20 protein-coding genes and 2 tRNA genes are annotated in these 19,665 nt (G+C 64.7%); 12 read left to right on the top strand and 10 right to left on the bottom strand.

Annotated features, from left to right (window positions below):
- Window positions 1–72: 72 nt before the first annotated feature.
- Complete coding sequence (locus ABXS05_RS12460; RefSeq protein ID WP_367624129.1) at window positions 73–2,403, bottom strand: heavy metal translocating P-type ATPase; 2,331 nt, start codon at window positions 2,401–2,403, stop codon at window positions 73–75.
- Between the two features lie 80 nt (window positions 2,404–2,483).
- On the opposite strand from ABXS05_RS12460, the gene ABXS05_RS12455 reads away from it, so the two are divergent.
- A complete protein-coding gene (locus ABXS05_RS12455) occupies window positions 2,484–2,912 on the top strand; it encodes a MerR family transcriptional regulator (protein ID WP_311933495.1) in 429 nt (142 codons plus the stop codon).
- A 121-nt stretch (window positions 2,913–3,033) separates the two neighbouring features.
- On the opposite strand, the gene ABXS05_RS12450 is transcribed toward ABXS05_RS12455, so the two are convergent.
- Window positions 3,034–3,429, bottom strand: coding sequence for a hypothetical protein (locus ABXS05_RS12450; protein WP_367624128.1), 396 nt, complete (start codon window positions 3,427–3,429; stop codon window positions 3,034–3,036).
- Between the two features lie 365 nt (window positions 3,430–3,794).
- Window positions 3,795–4,646, bottom strand: a complete 852-nt coding sequence (locus tag ABXS05_RS12445) for a LysR family transcriptional regulator (protein ID WP_311933493.1) — start codon at window positions 4,644–4,646, stop codon at window positions 3,795–3,797.
- Between the two features lie 98 nt (window positions 4,647–4,744).
- Between ABXS05_RS12445 and ABXS05_RS12440 the strand changes: the two genes are divergently transcribed.
- On the top strand, window positions 4,745–5,203 hold the full coding sequence (locus ABXS05_RS12440; protein ID WP_311933492.1) for a RidA family protein: 459 nt from the start codon (window positions 4,745–4,747) through the stop codon (window positions 5,201–5,203).
- 32 nt (window positions 5,204–5,235) lie between these two features.
- Window positions 5,236–6,024, top strand: a complete 789-nt coding sequence (locus ABXS05_RS12435) for an SDR family oxidoreductase (RefSeq protein ID WP_311933491.1) — start codon at window positions 5,236–5,238, stop codon at window positions 6,022–6,024.
- Here ABXS05_RS12435 and ABXS05_RS12430 read toward each other — a convergent pair.
- Both ABXS05_RS12430 and ABXS05_RS12425 read right to left on the bottom strand, forming a co-directional pair.
- Entirely contained in the window at window positions 6,021–6,563 is a 543-nt protein-coding gene (locus tag ABXS05_RS12430; protein ID WP_367624127.1) for a hypothetical protein, read from the bottom strand. The two genes, ABXS05_RS12435 and ABXS05_RS12430, sit on opposite strands and share 4 nt — an antisense overlap.
- 132 nt (window positions 6,564–6,695) lie before the next feature.
- On the bottom strand, window positions 6,696–7,910 hold the full coding sequence (locus tag ABXS05_RS12425; RefSeq protein ID WP_311933487.1) for an alanine racemase: 1,215 nt from the start codon (window positions 7,908–7,910) through the stop codon (window positions 6,696–6,698).
- 251 nt (window positions 7,911–8,161) lie between these two features.
- On the opposite strand from ABXS05_RS12425, the gene ABXS05_RS12420 reads away from it, so the two are divergent.
- The 5 genes from ABXS05_RS12420 to ABXS05_RS12400 all read left to right on the top strand — a co-directional run bounded on the left by ABXS05_RS12420 (window position 8,162) and on the right by ABXS05_RS12400 (window position 11,963).
- Window positions 8,162–8,602, top strand: a complete 441-nt coding sequence (locus ABXS05_RS12420; protein ID WP_149254242.1) for a hypothetical protein — start codon at window positions 8,162–8,164, stop codon at window positions 8,600–8,602.
- Complete coding sequence (locus ABXS05_RS12415; RefSeq protein ID WP_367624126.1) at window positions 8,599–9,264, top strand: ribonuclease T2 family protein; 666 nt, start codon at window positions 8,599–8,601, stop codon at window positions 9,262–9,264. The genes ABXS05_RS12420 and ABXS05_RS12415 overlap by 4 nt, the downstream gene beginning before the upstream one ends.
- A 21-nt stretch (window positions 9,265–9,285) precedes the next feature.
- Window positions 9,286–9,636, top strand: coding sequence for a cupin domain-containing protein (locus ABXS05_RS12410; RefSeq protein ID WP_311933483.1), 351 nt, complete (start codon window positions 9,286–9,288; stop codon window positions 9,634–9,636).
- 276 nt (window positions 9,637–9,912) lie between these two features.
- Complete coding sequence (locus ABXS05_RS12405; protein ID WP_311933481.1) at window positions 9,913–11,112, top strand: low temperature requirement protein A; 1,200 nt, start codon at window positions 9,913–9,915, stop codon at window positions 11,110–11,112.
- Window positions 11,109–11,963: a 23S rRNA (adenine(2030)-N(6))-methyltransferase RlmJ gene (locus ABXS05_RS12400; protein ID WP_367624125.1), complete on the top strand. Its 855-nt coding sequence runs from the start codon at window positions 11,109–11,111 to the stop codon at window positions 11,961–11,963. Before ABXS05_RS12405 ends, ABXS05_RS12400 begins: the two co-directional genes overlap by 4 nt.
- An 18-nt stretch (window positions 11,964–11,981) precedes the next feature.
- Here ABXS05_RS12400 and ABXS05_RS12395 read toward each other — a convergent pair whose 3' ends face one another.
- A complete protein-coding gene (locus tag ABXS05_RS12395; RefSeq protein WP_311933475.1) occupies window positions 11,982–13,235 on the bottom strand; it encodes an ROK family protein in 1,254 nt (417 codons plus the stop codon).
- Between the two features lie 296 nt (window positions 13,236–13,531).
- On the opposite strand from ABXS05_RS12395, the gene ABXS05_RS12390 reads away from it, so the two are divergent.
- Window positions 13,532–14,239 (top strand): SDR family oxidoreductase, encoded by a 708-nt coding sequence (locus tag ABXS05_RS12390; RefSeq protein ID WP_367624124.1) that lies wholly within the window; start codon window positions 13,532–13,534, stop codon window positions 14,237–14,239.
- A gap of 4 nt (window positions 14,240–14,243) precedes the next feature.
- A complete protein-coding gene (locus ABXS05_RS12385) occupies window positions 14,244–14,777 on the top strand; it encodes a 2,4'-dihydroxyacetophenone dioxygenase family protein (protein ID WP_367624123.1) in 534 nt (177 codons plus the stop codon).
- A 5-nt stretch (window positions 14,778–14,782) separates the two neighbouring features.
- Here ABXS05_RS12385 and ABXS05_RS12380 read toward each other — a convergent pair whose 3' ends face one another.
- Window positions 14,783–15,262, bottom strand: a complete 480-nt coding sequence (locus ABXS05_RS12380) for a hypothetical protein (protein WP_367624122.1) — start codon at window positions 15,260–15,262, stop codon at window positions 14,783–14,785.
- A 157-nt stretch (window positions 15,263–15,419) separates the two neighbouring features.
- Window positions 15,420–15,494 (bottom strand) — tRNA-Gln (locus ABXS05_RS12375).
- Between the two features lie 144 nt (window positions 15,495–15,638).
- On the opposite strand from ABXS05_RS12375, the gene ABXS05_RS12370 reads away from it, so the two are divergent.
- Window positions 15,639–15,715 (top strand) — tRNA-Pro (locus ABXS05_RS12370).
- Between the two features lie 390 nt (window positions 15,716–16,105).
- On the top strand, window positions 16,106–17,347 hold the full coding sequence (locus ABXS05_RS12365) for a polysaccharide biosynthesis/export family protein (protein ID WP_367624121.1): 1,242 nt from the start codon (window positions 16,106–16,108) through the stop codon (window positions 17,345–17,347).
- Between the two features lie 12 nt (window positions 17,348–17,359).
- Here ABXS05_RS12365 and ABXS05_RS12360 read toward each other — a convergent pair whose 3' ends face one another.
- Window positions 17,360–18,283: a protein kinase domain-containing protein gene (locus tag ABXS05_RS12360; protein WP_367624120.1), complete on the bottom strand. Its 924-nt coding sequence runs from the start codon at window positions 18,281–18,283 to the stop codon at window positions 17,360–17,362.
- Entirely contained in the window at window positions 18,280–19,665 is a 1,386-nt protein-coding gene (gene tagF, locus ABXS05_RS12355) for a type VI secretion system-associated protein TagF (protein ID WP_367624119.1), read from the bottom strand. Before tagF ends, ABXS05_RS12360 begins: the two co-directional genes overlap by 4 nt.

Raw genomic sequence — 19,665 nt, 5'->3', positions numbered from 1 at the left:
TGCGCCATAAAAAAGGGCGCGGGACCGGAGTCCGCGCGCCCTTTGCAGGTCGAATGGGAGAATTGGCTGTCCTCAGCCGATTTTCGTGTGGAGCAGGCGCAGCGCGTTCAAGGTGACGAGCACGGTCGCCCCGGTGTCGGCGAGGATAGCCGGCCACAGCCCGGTGATGCCGGCAATGGTGGTGACCAGGAACACGGCCTTCAACCCGAGTGCCATCGTGATGTTCTGGCGGATGTTCGTCATGGTGCAGCGCGACAGCGAGACCATGCCGGCCACATCGCTGACGCGCCCATGCAGCACGGCGGCATCGGCCGTCTCCAGGGCGACGTCGGTGCCGCCGCCCATGGCTATGCCGATATCGGCCGCCGCCAGGGCTGGGGCGTCATTGATGCCATCGCCGACCTTGGCCACCGTCAACCCCTGCGCCTTGAGCTCGTTGACGATACGCTGCTTGTCTTGCGGCAGGAGTTCGGCATGCACTTCCAGCCCGAGCTTGCTGCCGATCGCCTGGGCCGTGCGGGCATTGTCGCCGGTGAGCATCAGGGTACGCACGCCGGCCGCACGCAGGGCCGACAGCCCGGCGATGGCGTCCTCGCGCGGCTCGTCGCGCATGGCGATCAGCCCCGCAGGCACGCCGCCGGCCAGCAGGACCGAGACGGTTTTGCCTTCCTGGTTGAAGGCTTCGATGCGCGTCACGATGTCCGCGGGAAGCGCCGTTTCGCTGGCCGCAGCCTTGGGCGAGCCGAGGAAGAGGGCGAGGCCATCGATGCTGCCGGTGACGCCCTTGCCGCCCAATGCCTTGGAGTCCCGGGCGACGGGAGCGAGGACGTTGCGTTCGGCTGCCTTGGCCAGGATGGCGATGGCGAGCGGGTGGCTCGAGCCGGCCTCGAGGGCCGCGGCCAGCCTCAGCACCTCGGCCTCGTCGCGGCCAAGCGGCACGATGTCGGTTACCTTGGGTTTGCCCTCGGTGAGCGTGCCTGTTTTGTCGAAGGCGGCAGCGGTGATCTTGCCCACGGTTTCGAGCACGGCGCCGCCCTTCATCAGGAGACCACGGCGCGCACCGGCCGAGAGCGAGGCGGCGATGGCGGCCGGCGTCGAGATGACCAGAGCGCAGGGGCAGCCGATCAGGAGGATCGCCAGGCCCTTGTAGATCCACTCGTTCCAGGAAGCGCCGCCGAGGAGGGGAGGCAGGATGGCCACCAGGGCCGCGACCACCACCACGCCCGGCGTGTAATAGCGCGAGAAACGATCGATGAAGCGCTCGGTCGGCGCCTTGCTCTCCTGGGCTTCCTCGACGAGCTTGATCACCCGGGCGATTGTGTTGTCGGCAGCGCTGGCCGTCACGCGGATGCGCAGGGCGCCGTCGCCATTGACGGTGCCGGCGAAAACCGTGTCGGCGGTCTCCTTGCGCTTGGGCGTGCTTTCGCCGGTGACCGGCGCCTCATCGATGGCGCTCTCGCCCGAGACGATGACACCGTCGGCGGGAATGCGGTCGCCCGGTCGCACCAGGATCACGGCGCCGACGGCAAGCGTTTCCGCCGGCACCTCTTTGGTGCGTCCTTCTTCTTCGAGAAGGGCGGTCTTGGGCACCAGGCTGGCAAGAGACTGGATGCTGGCGCGCGCCTTTCCGGCCGCGACGCCCTCCAGCAATTCGCCGACCAGGAACAGGAAGACCACGGCGGCGCCTTCCTCGGCCGCCCCGATGATCACCGCGCCCACGGCGGCGATGGTCATCAGCATCTCGATGGTGAAGGGCATGCCATAGCGAGCCGCCACGAAGGCGCGCCGCGCGATTGGGATGAGGCCGACCAGCATGGCGATGTCGAAGGCCCAGACCGCGATCGAAGGAAAGAGATGGCCGATGCCATAGGCGGCCACCAGCGCGACGCCGGCGGCAATGGTGAGCTGGCCCTTGCCCGAGCGCCACCAGGGACCGGAAGAAGGGCCGTGGTCATGGCCATGCAGGCCGGCGAGGGCAGGTGCCTCGCTTTGGGCGCCATAATCATGTTTGCCATGATCGTGTTTGCCGTGGTCGTGGCCGGCATGATCGTCATGATCATCATGGTCGTGATCGTGGACGTGCCCCGCATGAGCATGGTCGTGACCGGAGCAGGCGCCGTGATCATGGTCGTGCTTATGATCGTGAGCTGGCTTCGCTCCCACGGTCGTCGGCGCTGCGCTGGCCAGGGGAGAAACCTTGTAGCCGAGGCGACGGACCCTATCCTCGACCGCGCCGAGATCCTGGCCGTCGCCATGCTTGACCGTCATCGTGCCTGCCGTCACCGATACCGAGACGTCCTCCACGCCGGTGACGCCGCGCACGGCCTTGTCGATCTTGCTGGCGCAGGAAGCACAGTCCATGCCCTCCACGCGGTAACGGGTCTGGGTCGCAGCGATAGCCATTTCGAGTCTCGCATTTCGAATGGGTTGCATCTTCTGCGAAGGCAACTACATCCTCTAGTGGCTAGAGGAGCAAGCGGAAAATGAAGCTTTCAGGCGTGGCGATCGGCGAGGCAGCCAAGCGCAGCGGCGTCAAGGTGCCGACCATCCGTTACTATGAGCAGGTGGGCCTGCTGCCGGCGCCGCCGCGCACCGACGGCAACCGGCGTCTCTATGAGGCAGCCGATGTGCGCAGGCTCGCCTTCATCCGTCATGCGCGCGAACTCGGCTTCGAGGTCGACGCGATCCGGACCCTGCTCGACCTGCAGGACAATCCCGGCCAGTCCTGCGCGGCGGCCGACGCCATTGCCCAGGCTCGCCTGGTCGAAGTGGAACAGCGCATTGCCAGCCTGCAGGCGCTGAAAATTGAATTGCAGCGCATGGCGGAAGGCTGCCGCCATGGCCGCGTCGACGAATGCCGCGTGATCGAGATCCTGGCCGATCACGACAAATGCCTGCATGGGCATCACTGAGGGCAGGGGACCCTGCACAGGAGTCCCCAACCCCTTGAAAGATTGAGCTTAAGCCGGAGCTTTCGGCGATTGCGCGACGACCCGGCAACAAGGGCATCGCGCACGCCCTGGTGTCTCAGTCCTAGATGACATGGATCGTGTAATTTCTCGATCTGGTGCCGTTGTCAGGATATATGATCAGCACCGAGAAGGTATCTGTTCCAGTATATCCTGAGTCCGGCTTGTACCAGAGCTGAGCACTTTGTGTCGGCATCTTGTTGCAGACGTTGCGGGGGTTTGTCTTCGTGAATCTGGAATAGTCCTTGCCGGGTTTAATTTCGAGATGGCCATGCTGGGGTTGCTGGGAGATGCGAACCGTTGGCTCTCCCATTGAGGAGCAATCCTCATGCAGCGCCGAATAAAAGTCGACCTTTCTTATCCTCCCTGCCGGTATTGTTTCGTTCGCCTGCATGACGCCAAGCGTTGTACATCCAGAAAGAGTAAATGCCAACGATCCTACAATGGCAATATTTTTCATTTGACGACCTGGATTTGGGCCCCCCAAGTCCCACAACAGAAATTTGCATTGGCTTCAGACATTGGCAATTAAAAATTTGAAGCGTCAAGAAATTATCCGGTCAATACAAATTCGGTTACAAAGAATGAGCGAATTTTCGACTTCATTGGCAGCTAATGAGATATTAATGGTTAAATTGTACCGTTTTCAATAGACAAGCATTGGGGTTTCCAAGTTACGCTTGGCGGGGGTTGGGGTTGAAAAGACAGCCACACAGCTGCTCCCTTGTCAGGCGGGACATCCGAGTGTTCCGCGGAAAGGTCTTTGCAACGGATGACAAGACGTCATCCCTCCTGTATGTCGCCAAACAGGATCGGCGCATATGCTCAGGCAACCAGCCGGTCCCGCAGGAACGCCGCGAGCTGCCGGGTGGGATTGCTCGGTTCTTCCCCCAGGAACAGGCCGAAATGGGCGCTGGGCGGTGCCGGCAGGCGAATGCGGGGTGCCAAGGTTTCGCAGTCGGCAGGGAGCGTCTCCGGCAACATCAGGCTGATGCCGAGACCGGCACGCAATGCGCCGACCAGGGCAGCGAACGTGGTGACGTGGCAGGCGATGGTCCAGGCGATGCCGGCTTCGGCAAAGGCGACGGCTGTCCTGTCCTGCCAGGTGCAGGATTCCTCGAAGGCGACAAAAGGTACGGGCGCAGCGTCGGACAGGTCGATGAGGCGGCTGCCGCCCCAGACCAGCCGCCGGGACCAGTGGAAATGGGGCGCCGAACCGAAACGGGCGGGATCGCCGATGACGATGTCGCAGCGGCCTTCCCGCACGGCGCCGTCGAGTTCGGGACTGTGGGCCGTCATCAGGTCGAGCTGGATCTTGGGATGCTGCTGCCGAAACTCGGCGAGTGCGAGTGGTAATGGCGTCATTGCGAGGTCCTCGACCAGGCCCAGCCTGACTCTGCCGGCCAGTTGCCGGCCCTCGATCTGTCGCCGCGCATCGCTGGTCAACGCGAGCAGGCGCCTGGCATAGGCCGCCAATGTTTCGCCGGCCTGCGTCAGCGAGACGCCGCGCGGCGTCCTGTCGAGCAGTCTGGTGCCGAGATCGCCTTCGAGCCGCTGCAACTGCATGCTGACCGCCGCCTGCGTCCGGGACAGCCGTTCGGCTGCCGCGCTGATCGTCCCGGTTTCGGCCGCGGCAAGCAGAGCTCGCAGGAGATAAGGATCCAGATCTCGATCCATAAATTATCCTGATGCTTATATCATCATTATAAGGATACTTTTTAACCTCTCGATCTGGCAAGCCCATTCCGTCACATCGCCGGAAGGGAGCCTTGTTCATGATCAGCCAGATTTTTCACCAACTCGGCCTGACACCGCCGCTGGTTGTCCGCGCCGACCTGCCATTCGAGCCCTGTGTGCGTATCGGCGACATCGTCTACATCTCCGGCCAGATTCCGGAACGCGGCAAGGAGATCACGGCCATCGGCAAGGTTGGCGACGGCGTGAGCCTCGATGAGGCCCGCAAGGCCGCCGAACTATGCGCCGCCAATGTGCTGTTCTGGCTCGACAGGGAGCTTCAGGGCGATCTCGATCGGATCGTCCGGGTCGCCAAGCTCACCGTCTATGTCAATGCCGCGGCCGGGTTCAGCCAGATCTCGCAGGTAGGCAATGGTGCCTCGGAGCTGTTTCTCAGGATCCTCGGATCCCGAGGCGAGCACGCCCGTTCCGCCTTGGGAATGGCGGGGCTCCCTTTGGGCGTCGCCGTCGAGGTCGATGCCATCGTGCATGTGCGCTGAACGGATGACGCAACAAAATATTGGATAGAAACATGAATCTCGGAATTGAAGGTAAGCGGGCCCTGGTGCTCGGTGGCAATAAGGGCCTCGGGCGCGGCGTGGCCGCCCGCCTGGCGGCGGAGGGGGCGGTCGTCGCCGCGGTTGGACGCGACGCGGCAGCACTCGAGACGACGGCCGCGGAACTCCGCGGCGTCTCGCCGTCCTCCTTCGGTATTCGTGCCGATCTCGAAAATCCCGCCGATGTCGCAGCCATGTTCGAGCGGATCGATCTCGAATGGGGCGGCGTCGATATTCTGCTGCTCAATGGCGGCGGGCCGCCGCCTTTCGGTGCCGGCGAAACGGATAGCGCAAGATGGCATCGACAGTTCGATGCTCTCTTCCTGACGGGCCTGGGCATCGCCGCCCATGTCCTGCCGGGTATGAAGGCAAGGCGCTGGGGCCGCATCCTCGTGGTCTCATCCACAAGCGTGCGGGAGCCGATCAGGGGACTGACGGCCTCGAACGCCTTGCGGGCGGCGGTGGCCGGCTGGGCCAAGAGCCTTGCCAACGAGGTGGCGGCGGATGGCGTCACCGTCAACCTGCTGCTGGCCGGCCGGCTCGATACCGAACGGACCAAGGTACTCGACCGCCTCGATGCCGAGGCGCGCGGCGTGGATGCAGAGGCGATTGCGGCGGAGAGCCAGGCCGAGGTTCCGATCGGGCGCTATGGCACCGCCGATGAATTCGGTGCCGTTGCCGCCTTCCTGGCCAGTGACCTCGCCTCCTATGTCACGGGCGCGGCCATCCCGATCGACGGCGGCCTGGCTCGGGCTATCCTCTAATTGGGGAGCAGCCCCAACCGCTGCCGCGCACTGGCCATGGTGGGGCCACCGGCCACCACCACCGACATGTCGGTTCCCCTGACATCGGCGCGGGCCAGTCCGACGATGCGGCCCGTTTGGGGCGTGCTTTTGGCAAAGGAGAACGTCAGCTCGACCGAATTGGCCCGTTTACGTGCGCCGATGAGGTGGCCGTCGATTCCCGCCAGGTTCGGAGAGCCCTCGCTAAGCAGCCGGAGTGCGTGGAGGAGCTTGGCATCGGTAAGAGAACGGTTGGCCATCACGCCCCGGAAACCCAGTGCGCTGCCGTTCGGCAGGGAAGCGGTTCCGGTCATCACGAAGCCTGGCCCACCGCAGCGTGCGCTCCTGCAGATAAGCCCTTTGGTGAGACGCACGCCCGACGGCGCGTAATATGCCAGATTACGCGCTTCCTCCCAGCCTCGCGATGCCAGGCCGGCATCGGTGGCCGGTGAGAGCGATACGCGTCCCGCACAGGAGGCTAAAGCAAGGCAAACAGCAAAAATACCGAGAAGACGGATCAAGAGAACCCCCAAGGCATAGAACAAGTAGTGTATTCTACTACGTCACCAAGCTAGGGGTAGTTTCCGTCACGAGCAAATGATTTCGAAGTTCAGATCAACGCTCGGCGATAAAAGAACAGGGCAAGAAGATTTCTACTCCGCCGCAATCGGAATGCTGACGCCGGGCTCTTCCTCGAACGGGGTCTCCAGCTCGACGAACTTGTCGGGGAAGAACCCATTGAAACGGGTGCGCAGGCCGAGCGAATAGGCGCCGATATGGCCGATCTCGATCCAGTCGCCGGTGTCGATTGTCTCGGGCAGATAGAAGGGGCGGGTCAGGATGTCGACGGAATCGCAGGTCGCACCGCAGATGCGGAACGGCAACAGCTTGTCGGGCGAGCCGTTGCGGCGCTTGCGGGCGGGATCGGGAATGAAGCGGGTCGGCAGCAGGAGCTTGCCCGTCCATGAATCGGAGAGCGAGGCCCAGACACCGTCATTGATGTAGAGGCGCTGGCCCTTCTTGAGCAGCACGCGCACCATCACCGACAGGCAGCGCGCCACGATCACCCGGCCGGGCTCGGCCACCAGCGGCAGGTCGTCCAGCTTCCAGTCGGCGATGTCGGCCCGGATCTGGCGCATCAGCGCCTCGGTCGTCGGCGTGCCCTGGTTCGAGCCCTTCTTCTTGGGGTCGAGGCCATATTGCGCGGGAAAGCCGCCGCCGATGTCGAGGCTGACGATATCCTCCTTGATGCGCGAGCGCACCCAGGCGACGGAGGCCATCGCCCGTTCATAGGTCTCCGGATCCTCGACCTGGGAGCCGACATGGAAGGCGATGCCGGTCTTGAAGCCGATGCCGGCCATGCGATCGAGCAGCTCGACCGCATGGGTCGGCGTGGCGCCGAACTTCTTGGAGAGTTCGTAGGCAGCCGCACCCTTGGTGGCGAGGCGCAGGAACAGCGTGATCTCCTCGGGCGGAATGTCGAGGGCGCGCACGATGCGCAGGATCTTGGCGACTTCGTCCTCATGGTCGAGCGAGAGTTCGCGAATGCCATAGGTCTCCAGCGCCAGGCGGATATGGGACTGCGCCTTGACCGGATGCATATAAAGGAGTTCGCAGTTCGGCGAAGCGGCCCGGGCTGCTTCGAACTCGGCCGGGCTGGCGACGTCGAAGGAGGTGATGCCGGCCTCTGCCAGCACCTTGAGGATCATCGGCTCGCCATTGGTCTTCACGGCATAGGCGGTCTTGCCGGGAAACTGGGCCATGAACTCGCGCGCATCGGCCGCCAGGACCTGCGGTCGGAAGCCATAGACCGGTTCGTCCGGGCGGAGTGCCAGCGCAGCTTCGCGGGCGGTGGTGAATTTCTGCATGGCCGAATCGACGCCCCGTTTCATGATCCATGTTTAAGCCTGTTCATGGCTGCTGCAAAACAACCGTGTTTCCTGACAGAAATGTGACAGACGAAGGCGATCATGTCGTCTTGGGGGCAGCAGCAAGCCGAGCGATTGTCAGGCCGCCTTGCGAACGGCAGCAATTGGGGCCCGGCCCCATGGCTTGGTGCTTGACGGCTGGCCTCAGCGCGGACAGATTCGCATGAGTTGCTGATTTAAGGATTCTCATCATGCGTATTGCCGGTCTTGCCGCCGTCCTGCTGGCTGCATCCTGTGCGCCGGCGCTTGCCGCCTCGGCGCTGGAAAAGAATTTCTGGCTGTCCGGGCCTAATTACGACGCCGTCCTGCCCCATTGCGCCGACAAGGCCGTCTCCGACCAGATCGCCGCGCGCTTTGCCCGCAAGGAAGCGAATTACTGGCATTCCAACCTGGCGATCCAGCAGATCGACCGTCATCGCCAGGTCGCCTTCCGGCCCTGGGGCGCGAGCTACATTCCGCGCCGCTTCTGCGTGGCGCGCGTGCTGACCAATGACGGGCATTATCGCCGCGTCTCCTATGCGATCGCCGAGGATACCGGCTGGATCGGCGCAAGCTGGGGCGTGGAATGGTGCGTCGATGGCACCGACCACAACCTAGCCTATGCGCCCGCCTGCAAGATGGCGCGTCCGTGATCCGTCTTCTGCTCGCGGCCATTGTCATGGTGGCGGCGAGCAGCGGCCTCGCCGCGCGAGAGATCCGCGGCGGGACACCAGGTGATTTTGATCTCTATCTGCTCGCGCTGACCTGGTCGCCGGGCTTCTGCGCCACGGGCGGCGCGGCCAAGCAGCCCGACCAGTGCGATATCGGTTCGCGCCTCGGCTTCCTTGTCCATGGCCTGTGGCCGCAGGGGGAGCGCGATTTTCCCACCGAATGCAATCCCGGTGCCTTCGTGCAGCGGCGAGACCTCGCCGCAACCCGGGGCGTGATGCCCTCCGAAGGCCTGGCCCGCTATGAGTGGCGCAAGCATGGCACCTGTTCGGGCCTGTCCCCGACCCGCTATTTCGAAGCGATGGCGACGCTCTATCGCCGGATCGTCGTCCCCGAAGCCTATCGGGCCCCGGGGCAGGACAGCCGGGCCGCACCGATCGAGATCGGGCGGGCCTTCTCGCAAGCCAATCCCGGCCTGCGGCCCGACATGATGACCGTGGTCTGCAGCCGGGGCGAGCGTGGCAGCGTGCTCACGGAATTGCGTATCTGCCTGAGCAAGGATCTGCGCACTTTCCGGACCTGCCCGACGCAGCTGCGTTATCAGGGCTGCCGGACGCGCGACATTCTGATACCAGCGCTGAACTGACATCGCTTGGGGGAAATCGACATGGCTCTATGGCTCAAATTCGCAGGCGTGGGGGAAGGGGAGGCCGAGGCGGGCGCACCCAAGCCTGAACGGCTGGAAGCCGGCGATCCGGCCTTCCGCACCTGGAACAGCTATGAGAGCGCCGATGGCAAGACCTTCTGCGGCATCTGGGAGGCAACGCCCGGGCGCTGGCGCATCGTCTACGAGGAATGGGAGAGCTGTACCCTGCTCGAAGGCCGCTCCATCGTCACGCCGGATGGCGGGGCGCCGGTCGAACTGGGCCCTGGCGACACCATGATCCTGGAACCGGGTTTTGCCGGCAGCTGGGAAGTGGTGGAGACGACGCGCAAGAGCTACGTGATCCGGATTTGAACGCCGCTTTTAGGACGGGACATCGGTCTCGTCTTCTCTCCGCTTGCGGGTGGGGAGGATCGCCTCGTCGTGCCCAATTGCCGGGCGTGCCGTCTCGACATGACCCTGCCGGTCCAGTCATGTCGTGGCCTACCTCGATCGTCTCCGCTGCGGATGCCGACGTGCGGGCGACCTAAGCCGTGGACTTCTGCCTGCCATGCCGCCCGGCTGCGATTTCCCCTCTTGCCACTCCAGTGGCTTCCCGGCGATATGGGCTGGGCGGAGGTGACAGGTACAATGGCAGCAGAGCAGGGCGGCACCACCAGTTTTCTACGTGAGCGCGATGGTCATGAGGCTCGCGTTTCCTATGCGGAACTCTTCTTCGATCTCGTCTACGTCTTCACGGTGACGCAGCTTTCCCACTCGCTTCTGGAGCATCTTTCCTGGGGCGGGGCGCTGCAGACCCTGGTCCTGTGGTTCGCCGTCTGGCTGGCCTGGCAATATACCTGCTGGTTCACCAATTGGTTCGATCCGGAGAAGACGCCGGTCCGTATCTGCCTGTTCGCCTTGATGGCGCTCGGGCTCGTGATGGCAGCCGCCTTGCCGGAGGCCTTCGGGGAACGCGGGCTGATCTTTGCGATCTGCTTTGCGGCCATCCAGGTCGGGCGCACGGCCTTCGCCCTGTTCAGCCTGGGTGCCGGTACCCCGATCTCCCGCAATTTCCAGCGCATGATCGGCTGGAACCTGATCGCGGCCTGCATCTGGATCGCCGGCGGCCTCGCCGAGGGCGAAACCCGCATTGTCTTGTGGATCGTCGCGGTGGCCTGCGAATATTTCGCCCCCTGGTTCGGCTTCTGGCTGCCGGGGCTCGGCCGCTCCGATCCCGGCAAGGAATGGACGGTGGAAGGCGGCCACATCGTCGAGCGCTGTGCGCTCTTCGTCATCGTCGCGCTGGGCGAATCCGTCCTGGTCACCGGAGCCACCCTGGCCAAGTCGGCGGCCTGGGATGCCCCCGGCCTGATCGCCTTCTTCGTCGCCTTCCTCGGCTCGATCGCCATGTGGTGGGTTTATTTCGACATCTCCACCAAGGATGCGACAGAGGCGATCGTCGAATCCGACAGGCCCGGACAGATCGCCGCCTATACGCATTATCTGCATGTCGTCCTGATCGCCGGCGTCATCGTCACGGCCGTCGGCAATGATCTGTCGATCGCCCACCCCGCCCATCACGTCGATTTCGGTGGCATGGCGGTGATTTTCGGCGGGCCGGCGATCTATCTGCTCGGCAATGCGCTCTACAAGCGCCTGATCTATGGCGGTGTGCCGATCACCCATGTCGTCGGCCTGCTGGCGCTCGCCATCACCGCGCCTTTCGCCTTCATGACCGATCTTTTGATGATCAGCGGCATCACCACCATGATCATGCTCGTCGTGGCGATCTGGGAGGGTTATATCGGCAGGAAAGCGAAATCGAAGGCTCCGCAACACGCATCATGAACTATCGCCATGCCTTCCACGCCGGCAACTTTGCCGACGTCCTCAAGCATATCGTGCTGGCGCGCATCCTGACCCATCTCAAGGCCAAGGATGCGCCGTTCCGCGTGATCGACACCCATGCCGGCACCGGGCTCTACAGTCTGGAAGCCGACGAAGCCCGCCGCACCGGCGAATGGCGGGATGGCGTCGGCCTGATGGCGGCAAATCCGCCATCGGTGCGGGTCGCCGAACTGATCGCACCCTGGCACGATCTCTGCCAGGGGCTGATGGCCCAGTCCCCGCCGCTCTATCCCGGCTCGCCCTGGCTCGCCGCCGACCTGACGCGCGACCAGGACCGCCTGGTCTTCTGCGAAAAGCATCCCGAGGATGCCAGCCGCCTGCGTGGCAATTTCGCCCGCGGCAAGCGGACCAAGGTGATGGAGGGCGATGCCTGGGCCTTGCTGCCCGGCCTGCTGCCGCCGCCCGAGCGGCGGGGCCTCGTCTTCATCGACCCGCCTTTCGAGGAGGACAACGAGTTTCGCGCCATCGCCGAGGGTCTGGCGCAGGCGTTGCGACGCTGGGCCACCGGCATCTATGCCATCTGGTATCCGATCAAGGGCATGCGCGAGGTCGAGAGCTTCGCCCGCAAGGTGGCGGCATTGCCCGCCGGTCGCATCCTGCGCTTCGAACTCAGCCGCTACACCGTGCAGCGCATCGACCGCCTGAATGGCTGCGGCATAATCATCCTCAACCCGCCCTGGAAGCTGGACGAGGAACTGCGGGCGGTGGGCGACTATCTGGCTCCGCTCTTTGCTAAGGAAGGCAACGGCCTCATCCGCCTCGATTGGCTGAAGGAAGAAGAAAAGCGCTGATCCGCCTTTGAGGAGGAATCAGGCCAGGCGTGTCTCTCCCAGCGACGCGATCGGGCGGGCGCTGGCCGACAAGGTGGCCCGCGGCGCGAAGTCGATGAACAGCGGCAGGCTGGCGGCACCCAGGGCATGGGCGATCGAGCCGAAGGTGCCCAGCCGCAGCACCGGTGCGCTGCGTGCCTCGGGAATGGCCGCGGCCAGCGCGGTTTCCAGTCGCGAGACGATCTCCTGCATGATCGGCGCCCCGAGGTCGCCGTCAATGACCACATTGGGAACGTCGAGCAGAGCCTGTGCCGACAGGACCGGCCCGACCAGGGCGTCGACGCAATCGGCGATCCATTCTTCCAGGGCCGCCGGATTGGCGGCGATGGCGGCCGGCAGATCGTGCGGGCCGACGATCTTGCGGCCATGCCAGCCGAGATGGCGCATCAGGGCGGCAATGGAGGCCCGCGCCAGCAGAATGTCATAGGGGCCCTTGGGCGGAGGCACCGAGGCCAGGCGGGAGGGCGGCACCGGCAGCATGGCGACGTCGCCGGCATTGCCCTGGGCGCCGCGGCGATAGTCGCCGCCCAGCACCACGCCGCCGCCGATCGCCGGACCGATGAAGAAATAGACGAAATCGTCTGATTCCCGGCCAAAACCATAAAAGAGCTCGGCGATGGCGGCGGCGGTGCCGTCATTCTCGGCATGGACGTCGAGGCCGGTCAGGCTCTGCAGCGCGGCGGCGAAGTCATAGCCTTCCCACAGCGACAGCGTGTCGATCTCCAAATTGAGCCGATCGAGCCAGGCTCCGAGATTGTAGGGCTGCGCCAGGCCGATGCCGAGCACGCGTCCGGGGGACAGGCCGTCGGCGATGGCCTTGAGATCGGCGACGTCGGCCGCGACCACGGCCAGGGCCTCCTGCGGAGCCGGCAGGGGATAGTCATGCGAACGCTTGTCGATGAGATGACCGCCGAGATCGACCAGGGCGGTCTCGATGCGGTTGCGGTCGATCCGCACGCCGATGCCATAGGCCCCCGTCGGCTCCAGGCGCAGCAGCGTCGCCGGCTGCCCGCGCTGGCCGTGATAGCGTTTGCCGACAACGGAGATCAGCCCGAAGGCCTGCAGGTCGGAGACGATCTCGCCGATGGCGGTGTTGGTCAGGTTGGCGGCGCGGGCAAGGTCGGCCTTGGAGGCTTCGCGCAGGCGTCGCAGGCGCTGCAGCACGACACGATGGTGGTAGTGACGGATGCGCGCGGAGGTCAATCCGCGTTCCGCCATCGACGCGGGCGCCATGGCTTCCTCCCCCTTACCGCCTGGAGCAAGACACGTTCGGGTGTGAACGCTTGTTTGCTCCCACTTTCTGGGCGAGCGCATAGTCGCCACGCCGCTCTTTATTCATTGCCGTTGAGTAAATTCAAGAAGAGCGAAGGTGTCAAGCATCATGCGGGACCGTGCCGTCCGGCGCGTCAAGGAACCGACGCAGTCCTTGTCCCGTTTCCCATGGTCGCACCCGGATTGACGCCGGGTAGGGGGTATTGTCAGATCATTGACAGGTTCTGCCTGAGCCGGCGCACTATGGTGAATGGATCATGCAATTCGATTTCAAGGGCAGGCTGGTGCTGGTCAGCGGCGGCACCAGCGGCATCGGAGCCGCGATCGCGGCAGGATTTGCCGAAGCCGGCGCTTCCGTCGTGGCCGCAGGCCTGCCCGGAGCGGCCGCGCCTGCCGGCGTCGAGACGGTGGAGCTCGACGTCAGGGATGGTGCGGCCGTCGCCGCGCTGGCCGGGCGTTATCAGCGTCTCGACGTGCTGGTGAATGCCGCCGGCATCATCCGGCGTGGTGCCGAGCATGAGCCGGAGATCTTCGAAGAGGTGATCGACATCAATCTCAACGGCACGATGCGCCTTTGCGCCGCCTGTCGCAGCGCCCTGGCGGCTTCGGGCGCGGGTGCCGTGGTCAATCTCGCCTCCATGCTGTCCTTCTTTGGCGGCGGCCTGGTGCCGGCCTACAGCGCGAGCAAGGGCGGCATCGCCCAGCTCACCAAATCGCTGGCCATCGCCTGGGCGGGCGAACGCATCCGCGTCAACGCGATCGCTCCCGGTTGGATCGAGACGCCGCTCACAAGGGCGCTGGTGGAGGATCCCGCCCGCAGCGGCCCGATCCTGGCGCGTACCCCGCTCGGGCGCTGGGGCGTGCCGGCGGATCTGGTCGGGCCCGTGCTGTTCCTGTGTTCCCCCGCCGCCGCTTTCGTCACGGGTACGATCCTGCCCGTCGACGGCGGCTATCTGATTGGATGAAGCCATGACCGTGCCCGACCGCAAGCTCGACCAGAGCCGGATGCCCTATCAACTGCCGATGCCCGCGGAGGCGGCCACCGAGATCGTGGTGCCGCATGTGCTGCCCGATGACGAGCGTGTCTGGGTGCCGCAGATGGAGAATGTCTGGTTCCGCCCGCTCTGCCTGCATGCCGGGCAGGGCTATTGGGTCAACCTGCTGCGCGTGCGCAAATCCGGCGTGCTCTCGCGCCACCGCCATCCGGCCCCGGTGCATGGCCATGTCCTGAAGGGGCGCTGGCACTATCTCGAGCATGACTGGGTGGCCGAGACCGGCTCCTATGTGTTCGAGCCGCCAGGCGAGACTCATACCCTCGTGGTGCCGGAGGATTGCGAGGAGATGATCACCCTGTTCCACATCACCGGCGCCATGATCTATGTCGATCCCTGGGGCAAGGTGACGGGGTTCGAGGACGTCTTCTCCAAGATCGACATGTGTCGGGCCCACTATGCCGCCAACGGCCTGGGCGCCGACTATGTCGAGCGTTTCATCCGGGGCTGAAACGCTTATTTGGGGGCAGGGTGCTGCGGCGGCGTGGCAGGCTTGCTGTCGCCATGCGGGCGAGGCACCATGGCGAGCACGGCCGTCTCGAGCGACTTGTCGCGGTGCTTCAGGCAATAGCCGCGCAGATGGGTGCGCAGGGCGACCGGATCCGTAAGGTCGGTAAGGGAGCGTTCGCTGCCGAAGTGCCCGGGATTGGCCTTGGCATAGCCTTCGATATAACCGCCGGCCCAGGCGATGATCTGGCTGTCGAGGATATCGCGGCGGCGCACGGCGAAACCGCAGCGCATGTCGCCATAGTCGACTGCCTGGCTGACGGGCACATGCGGCTTGGCGGGTGCCGGGGGCTTGACCGCCGCAGGCGCGGCGTCCTCCGGCTTGGCCGGCGCCGCCTTGTCGGCGGGGGGCTTCTCGGTCGCCAGCGCCTGTGGAATCGGGAGGCTGCCTAGACAAAGGGCGCCTGCCAGGAATGCTGCCATCGTCACGCGCACATTTGCCTCCATCGCATTGATTTGCTGCATCATGCTGCGCAAACAAAAGGGCGGCCGCAAGGCGTTGTGCCCAGCGTAGGAGCGCAAATCTTCGACAGGGCGGGCACTGGTCCCGCGGGAGGCATGGAAGTCCGGTCGGGCATCGAGAATCTGGCTGGGGCGGGAGGGTTCGAACCTCCGAATGGCGGAATCAAAATCCGCTGCCTTACCACTTGGCTACGCCCCAATCGGTGCGGCTCAATAAACGGTTCGCTCCCAGGCCGCAAGATATGGCTACAAAAAAGCGCTGCGAAATTCATTACCAAAAAAGCGCATATCGTGCTTGCGGCTCGCCGATGATCCCGCTATAGAGCCGCCCACGACTGGAATACGGAGTGTGGCTCAGCCTGGTAGAGCACTACGTTCGGGACGTAGGGGTCGCAGGTTCAAATCCTGCCACTCCGACCAGTCGATTTTCCCGAGATCCAATCCTTGATTACTAAGCCATAGACGCCGCTCATCGTGGCGTTGGCGCATGCGCAACCGCCTGTCCAAGCCGTCGTACTGGTACGCGAAGCAGCATCGCGATGTCTTTCTTGTTGAAAGTCATGATGATACCGTCTTCGGCAAGCGCATAGCTATTGTCTCGTGAAGTATGGCGGAGCGGGTGCCTCAACGCTCCTCGGCTGTTACATGGGTAACTGAATACAGTGTAACAACTTTATGACAATGGCTCGGCGCCGAATAGATTGCCGCTTGTTTAAGCTTTGTCGTTATTCCGTCTCCGGCGTAGAGATATTGTCTTTAATGTGGCATTTGGATATCTGTGCGATTAACGATTCGTTATGAGGATTGGGAATGCGGAAGCTGCTGGGCGTAGGCCTGCTTGTCCTGCTGGGTGGCTGCTCCAGCCCTTCCGACGGCCCGAGTGCCGGAAGTTTCCTGAATGCGCGCCAGCCTTATACGAATGAGCGCGTTCCGGTCATCGACATCACCTATGCCGCGCAGACGGCCCTGGCTCCGGGCGCCGGTGCCTCATCCTTTGCGGCAACGCCCGGTCTGTCGACGTTGCGTTCGGCCGGATTTACCGGCACGCAGATCAGTCGCGGCGACGTCCTGCAGATCACCGTGCTCGATACCGGCGAGGACGGTCTGTTCTCGCCGACGAATAGCAAGACGCTGGATCTCGGCCGCTTTACCGTCGACGACAACGGCTCGATCGACATTCCTTTCGTCGGCAAGCAGCGTGTGGCGGGCTCCTCGCCGGAATCGGTGCAGAAGCGCATCGTCGGCAGCCTCAAGGGCTCTTCCGTCAATCCCCAGGCGGTGGTGACCATCGTCGATCGTCCGAACAGTGCCGTGGCCATTTCCGGTGCGGTGCGAGCCGCCGGCCGCATGCCGATGGCTTCAGGCAAGGAACGCATCCTCGATGTGGTGGCGAGGGCCGGCGGGGCGACCGGGCCCGCCAACGCGACGACGGTGACGGTGATTCGCGGCAATCAGCGCGCCGATCAAAGCCTCGACCAGGTAATGGCCAACCCCAAGCAGAACATCTACCTGCAGCCGGGCGATCAGGTCATCCTGGGTGGCAATACGCCGAGCTTCACCGCGATGGGAGCGTTCAAAAGCGCCGGCGAGTTCAATTTCGAACCGGGCCAGTTGACCTTGGCGCAGGCCATCGCACGCAGCGGCGGTCTGCTCGATGACCGGGCCGATTCGCGCTACGTCTATCTGTTCCGCAAGCGTGCCTATTACTGGACGACCAAGGATTGCGTGCTGGTTCGGCCCTCGTCTTATGGCAGCGGCACCATGCCGCCGCGCAGCAATTGCCCGGAAGCCATGGCCTCGCCGCCACCGCCGCGTGCCGTGATCTTCCGCATCAATATGAGAGACGCTTCCAGCCTCCTGATGATGCAGCAGGTCCAGATGGAGAGCGGCGACATGCTGTTCGCCAGCAATGCCGGCATGGTCGATTTCGCCAAGCTCTTCACCGTGTTCCAGAAGAGCGTGCCGACGGCGGCGGCCCCGCAGCCGACCGGAGGAATCCCGTCCAGCCCGCCTCCCGCGCCGGGTGTGTCCCTGAACCTGCCGTCCCGTTGACGCAGGCAGGCCTCAGGAGGCTTTTTGGATGCCGTGCAGCATCGCCAGGGCGATGCCTGCCGATGACGGCCTTTCGTCCCGATCGAGACAGGCGAGTTGCCCGGCAAGTTTTCGCAAGGGCTCTTCGGCCTGGGGTGGATCAGCGCGGTCTTCCAGCAGCAACCGCAGGATCCGCCCGCAGGCATAGAGGTCTGCCCGGCCGTCGAGGGGCTCGCCCGCCTGCTGTTCGGGGGCGCTGAAGCCGTCGCGGCCGGCCTTCGCCAGGTCGACATCGCCATGGCGCCGCCCCGCTTCCAGCGCGATGCCGAAATCGGCGATACGCAGCGTGGCGAGATCCTTGCCGTCATAGAGCAGGTTGTCCGGCGCAAGATCGGCATGCACCAGGCCGGCTGCATGCACCGCCTCCAATCCCGACAACAGGGCCGCGGCGATCCCGGCCACCTCGTCACGGCGGAACGAGGCTTTTCGCATCCGCTCCGAGAGGCTGGAGGGCAGCCAGTCCATCAGCAGCGCCGGCCGGCCGTCGGCGAGCCGCAAAGCGGCGGTGGCGGCGGCGACGTGGCGGTGGCGCAGTCTGGCGCCGAAGCCGGCCTCGCGCAGCAGGAGGTCGCGGGCGACGACATTGTCGGCCTGGTCGGGCCGCAGCGTCTTGAGGGCGTGGCGGGTGCCGAGATCGCGATGGCGCAGGCGATGGATCTGTGTGAGAGCGCCCTCATGGACCATTGCTTCCAGGGCGAAGCTGTTGGCGATGAAACCTGGCTCCACCGCATCTAGCCTGTCGAGGCGCCGATCAAGCGCATCGCGCACGCGATCGGCCAGCAGACGGGTTTCAGCGGGCGTGCGTGGTTCGGCGCCGCTCCGGCTGAGGGCCTGCCACAACGCGGCAAAGCAGGTGGCGATCGCCTCCAGGTCATCCGGCGGCAGTTCGCTGCTCATGTCGCCTGGACAGCCACGACGATGGCGCTGACATTCTCCCGCACATTGGCGATCAGGGCCTCCTGAATCAGGGCGGCGGCGGCCTCCTTCACCGGCTGCTCGGCGATGTTGGCGGCGATGCTGCGCTCGTCGAGGACACGCGCGAGCGCCGCACTGCAGAGCAGAAAGCGATCGCCCGGCTGGGCCCTGTCGTGCACGATCTCGGGCACCAGTTGGCGGGGCGCGCCGATGCTGCGCGCGAGCGCGAAACGCAGACCGATCTCGACATGGTCGCGCGTCAGGCAGCGCATCATGCCCTCGCGCATCAGATAGCAGCGGGCATTGCCGGCCCAGATCACGGCGAAGTCCCCGTTCTCGAGGGCGAGGGTGACGACGCTGGCGCTTGGAAGCTCCAACGCGCCCGGGAAGCGAATCGACTGCACCAGGCTATGCGCACGCCCGAGCTTGCCCTTCACATCCTGCACAAGGGTTTCGAGCGTATCGGCCGGCGAGACATAGGCCAGCGTGTTGGTGACGATCTTGGCAGCCTCCGCTGCGCCATTGCCATCGCCGACGCCATCGGCAACCGCGAAAAGGCGCGGATTATCGGAGACCAGCAAGGCGTCGGCATTGATCGACAGGCGCGTGCCGGCATGCGTGGCATAGCCGCGCTCCATCACCAGTGCCGGCAACGGAGTTGCAGCCATGGGCGGGGCCGTCGTTTCGGTTCTCTCGGCCGGCGCAGGCGGTGAGGGCGGACGAGAGGGCGGCTTGACGGTGGGGTTGCCGCCTTTCAGCAGGCGTACGAAATCGCCGGCGCGTGGTGCCCCTTGAGTCTTGAAGCCGCTGGCCCGTCCGGTGCCGCTTTCAACGGTCCACCACAGCGAGACGCGGCTATCGGCAGAGCCGGGTGGTGGTGGCGGCACCGGCCGGGCCTGGGGGAGGCGCAGGCGCTTCAGCCCGCCCAGAAAGGCCGTGATGTTGAAATCGCGCAGTGTCGACGTCTCGGCAATCGCTTCGGCGGCGGTGAACCAGCTCTCGTCGAAGCAGAAAAGGCGTGCCGGACCGTCATAATTGCCAAGCCGGGCTGCGATCACCAGCGGGAAACTGCGGCCGACCCTGTCCTTGCTCGGCAGCAGGATGCCCACCATGGTGGCGTGCCCCCACAAGGATCGCTCGATCACGAAACGCCAGGGCGGGGAGGCATGAAACAGGTTTTCCCATTGGGCGCCGAGCGTCTGCTCGCTTTCCTGCAGGCCCGATTGCAGCCAGTTGACGAGTTCGGTCTCGGCCTGGCGACCGAGACCGGTCGAGACGAAATCGCCATGGCTCGGCACCTTGCCGAAAAAGCCGATGCCGTCATTCTCGGACGAGGGAGGGTGAGAAGCGCCGCGCTGACTCAT

Origin of the sequence: Labrys neptuniae, assembly GCF_040797145.1 — a bacterium.
GTDB lineage: Bacteria > Pseudomonadota > Alphaproteobacteria > Rhizobiales > Labraceae > Labrys > Labrys neptuniae.
Note: the sequence above shows the minus strand (reverse complement) of the source record. Positions and strands in the feature narration are given on the sequence as shown.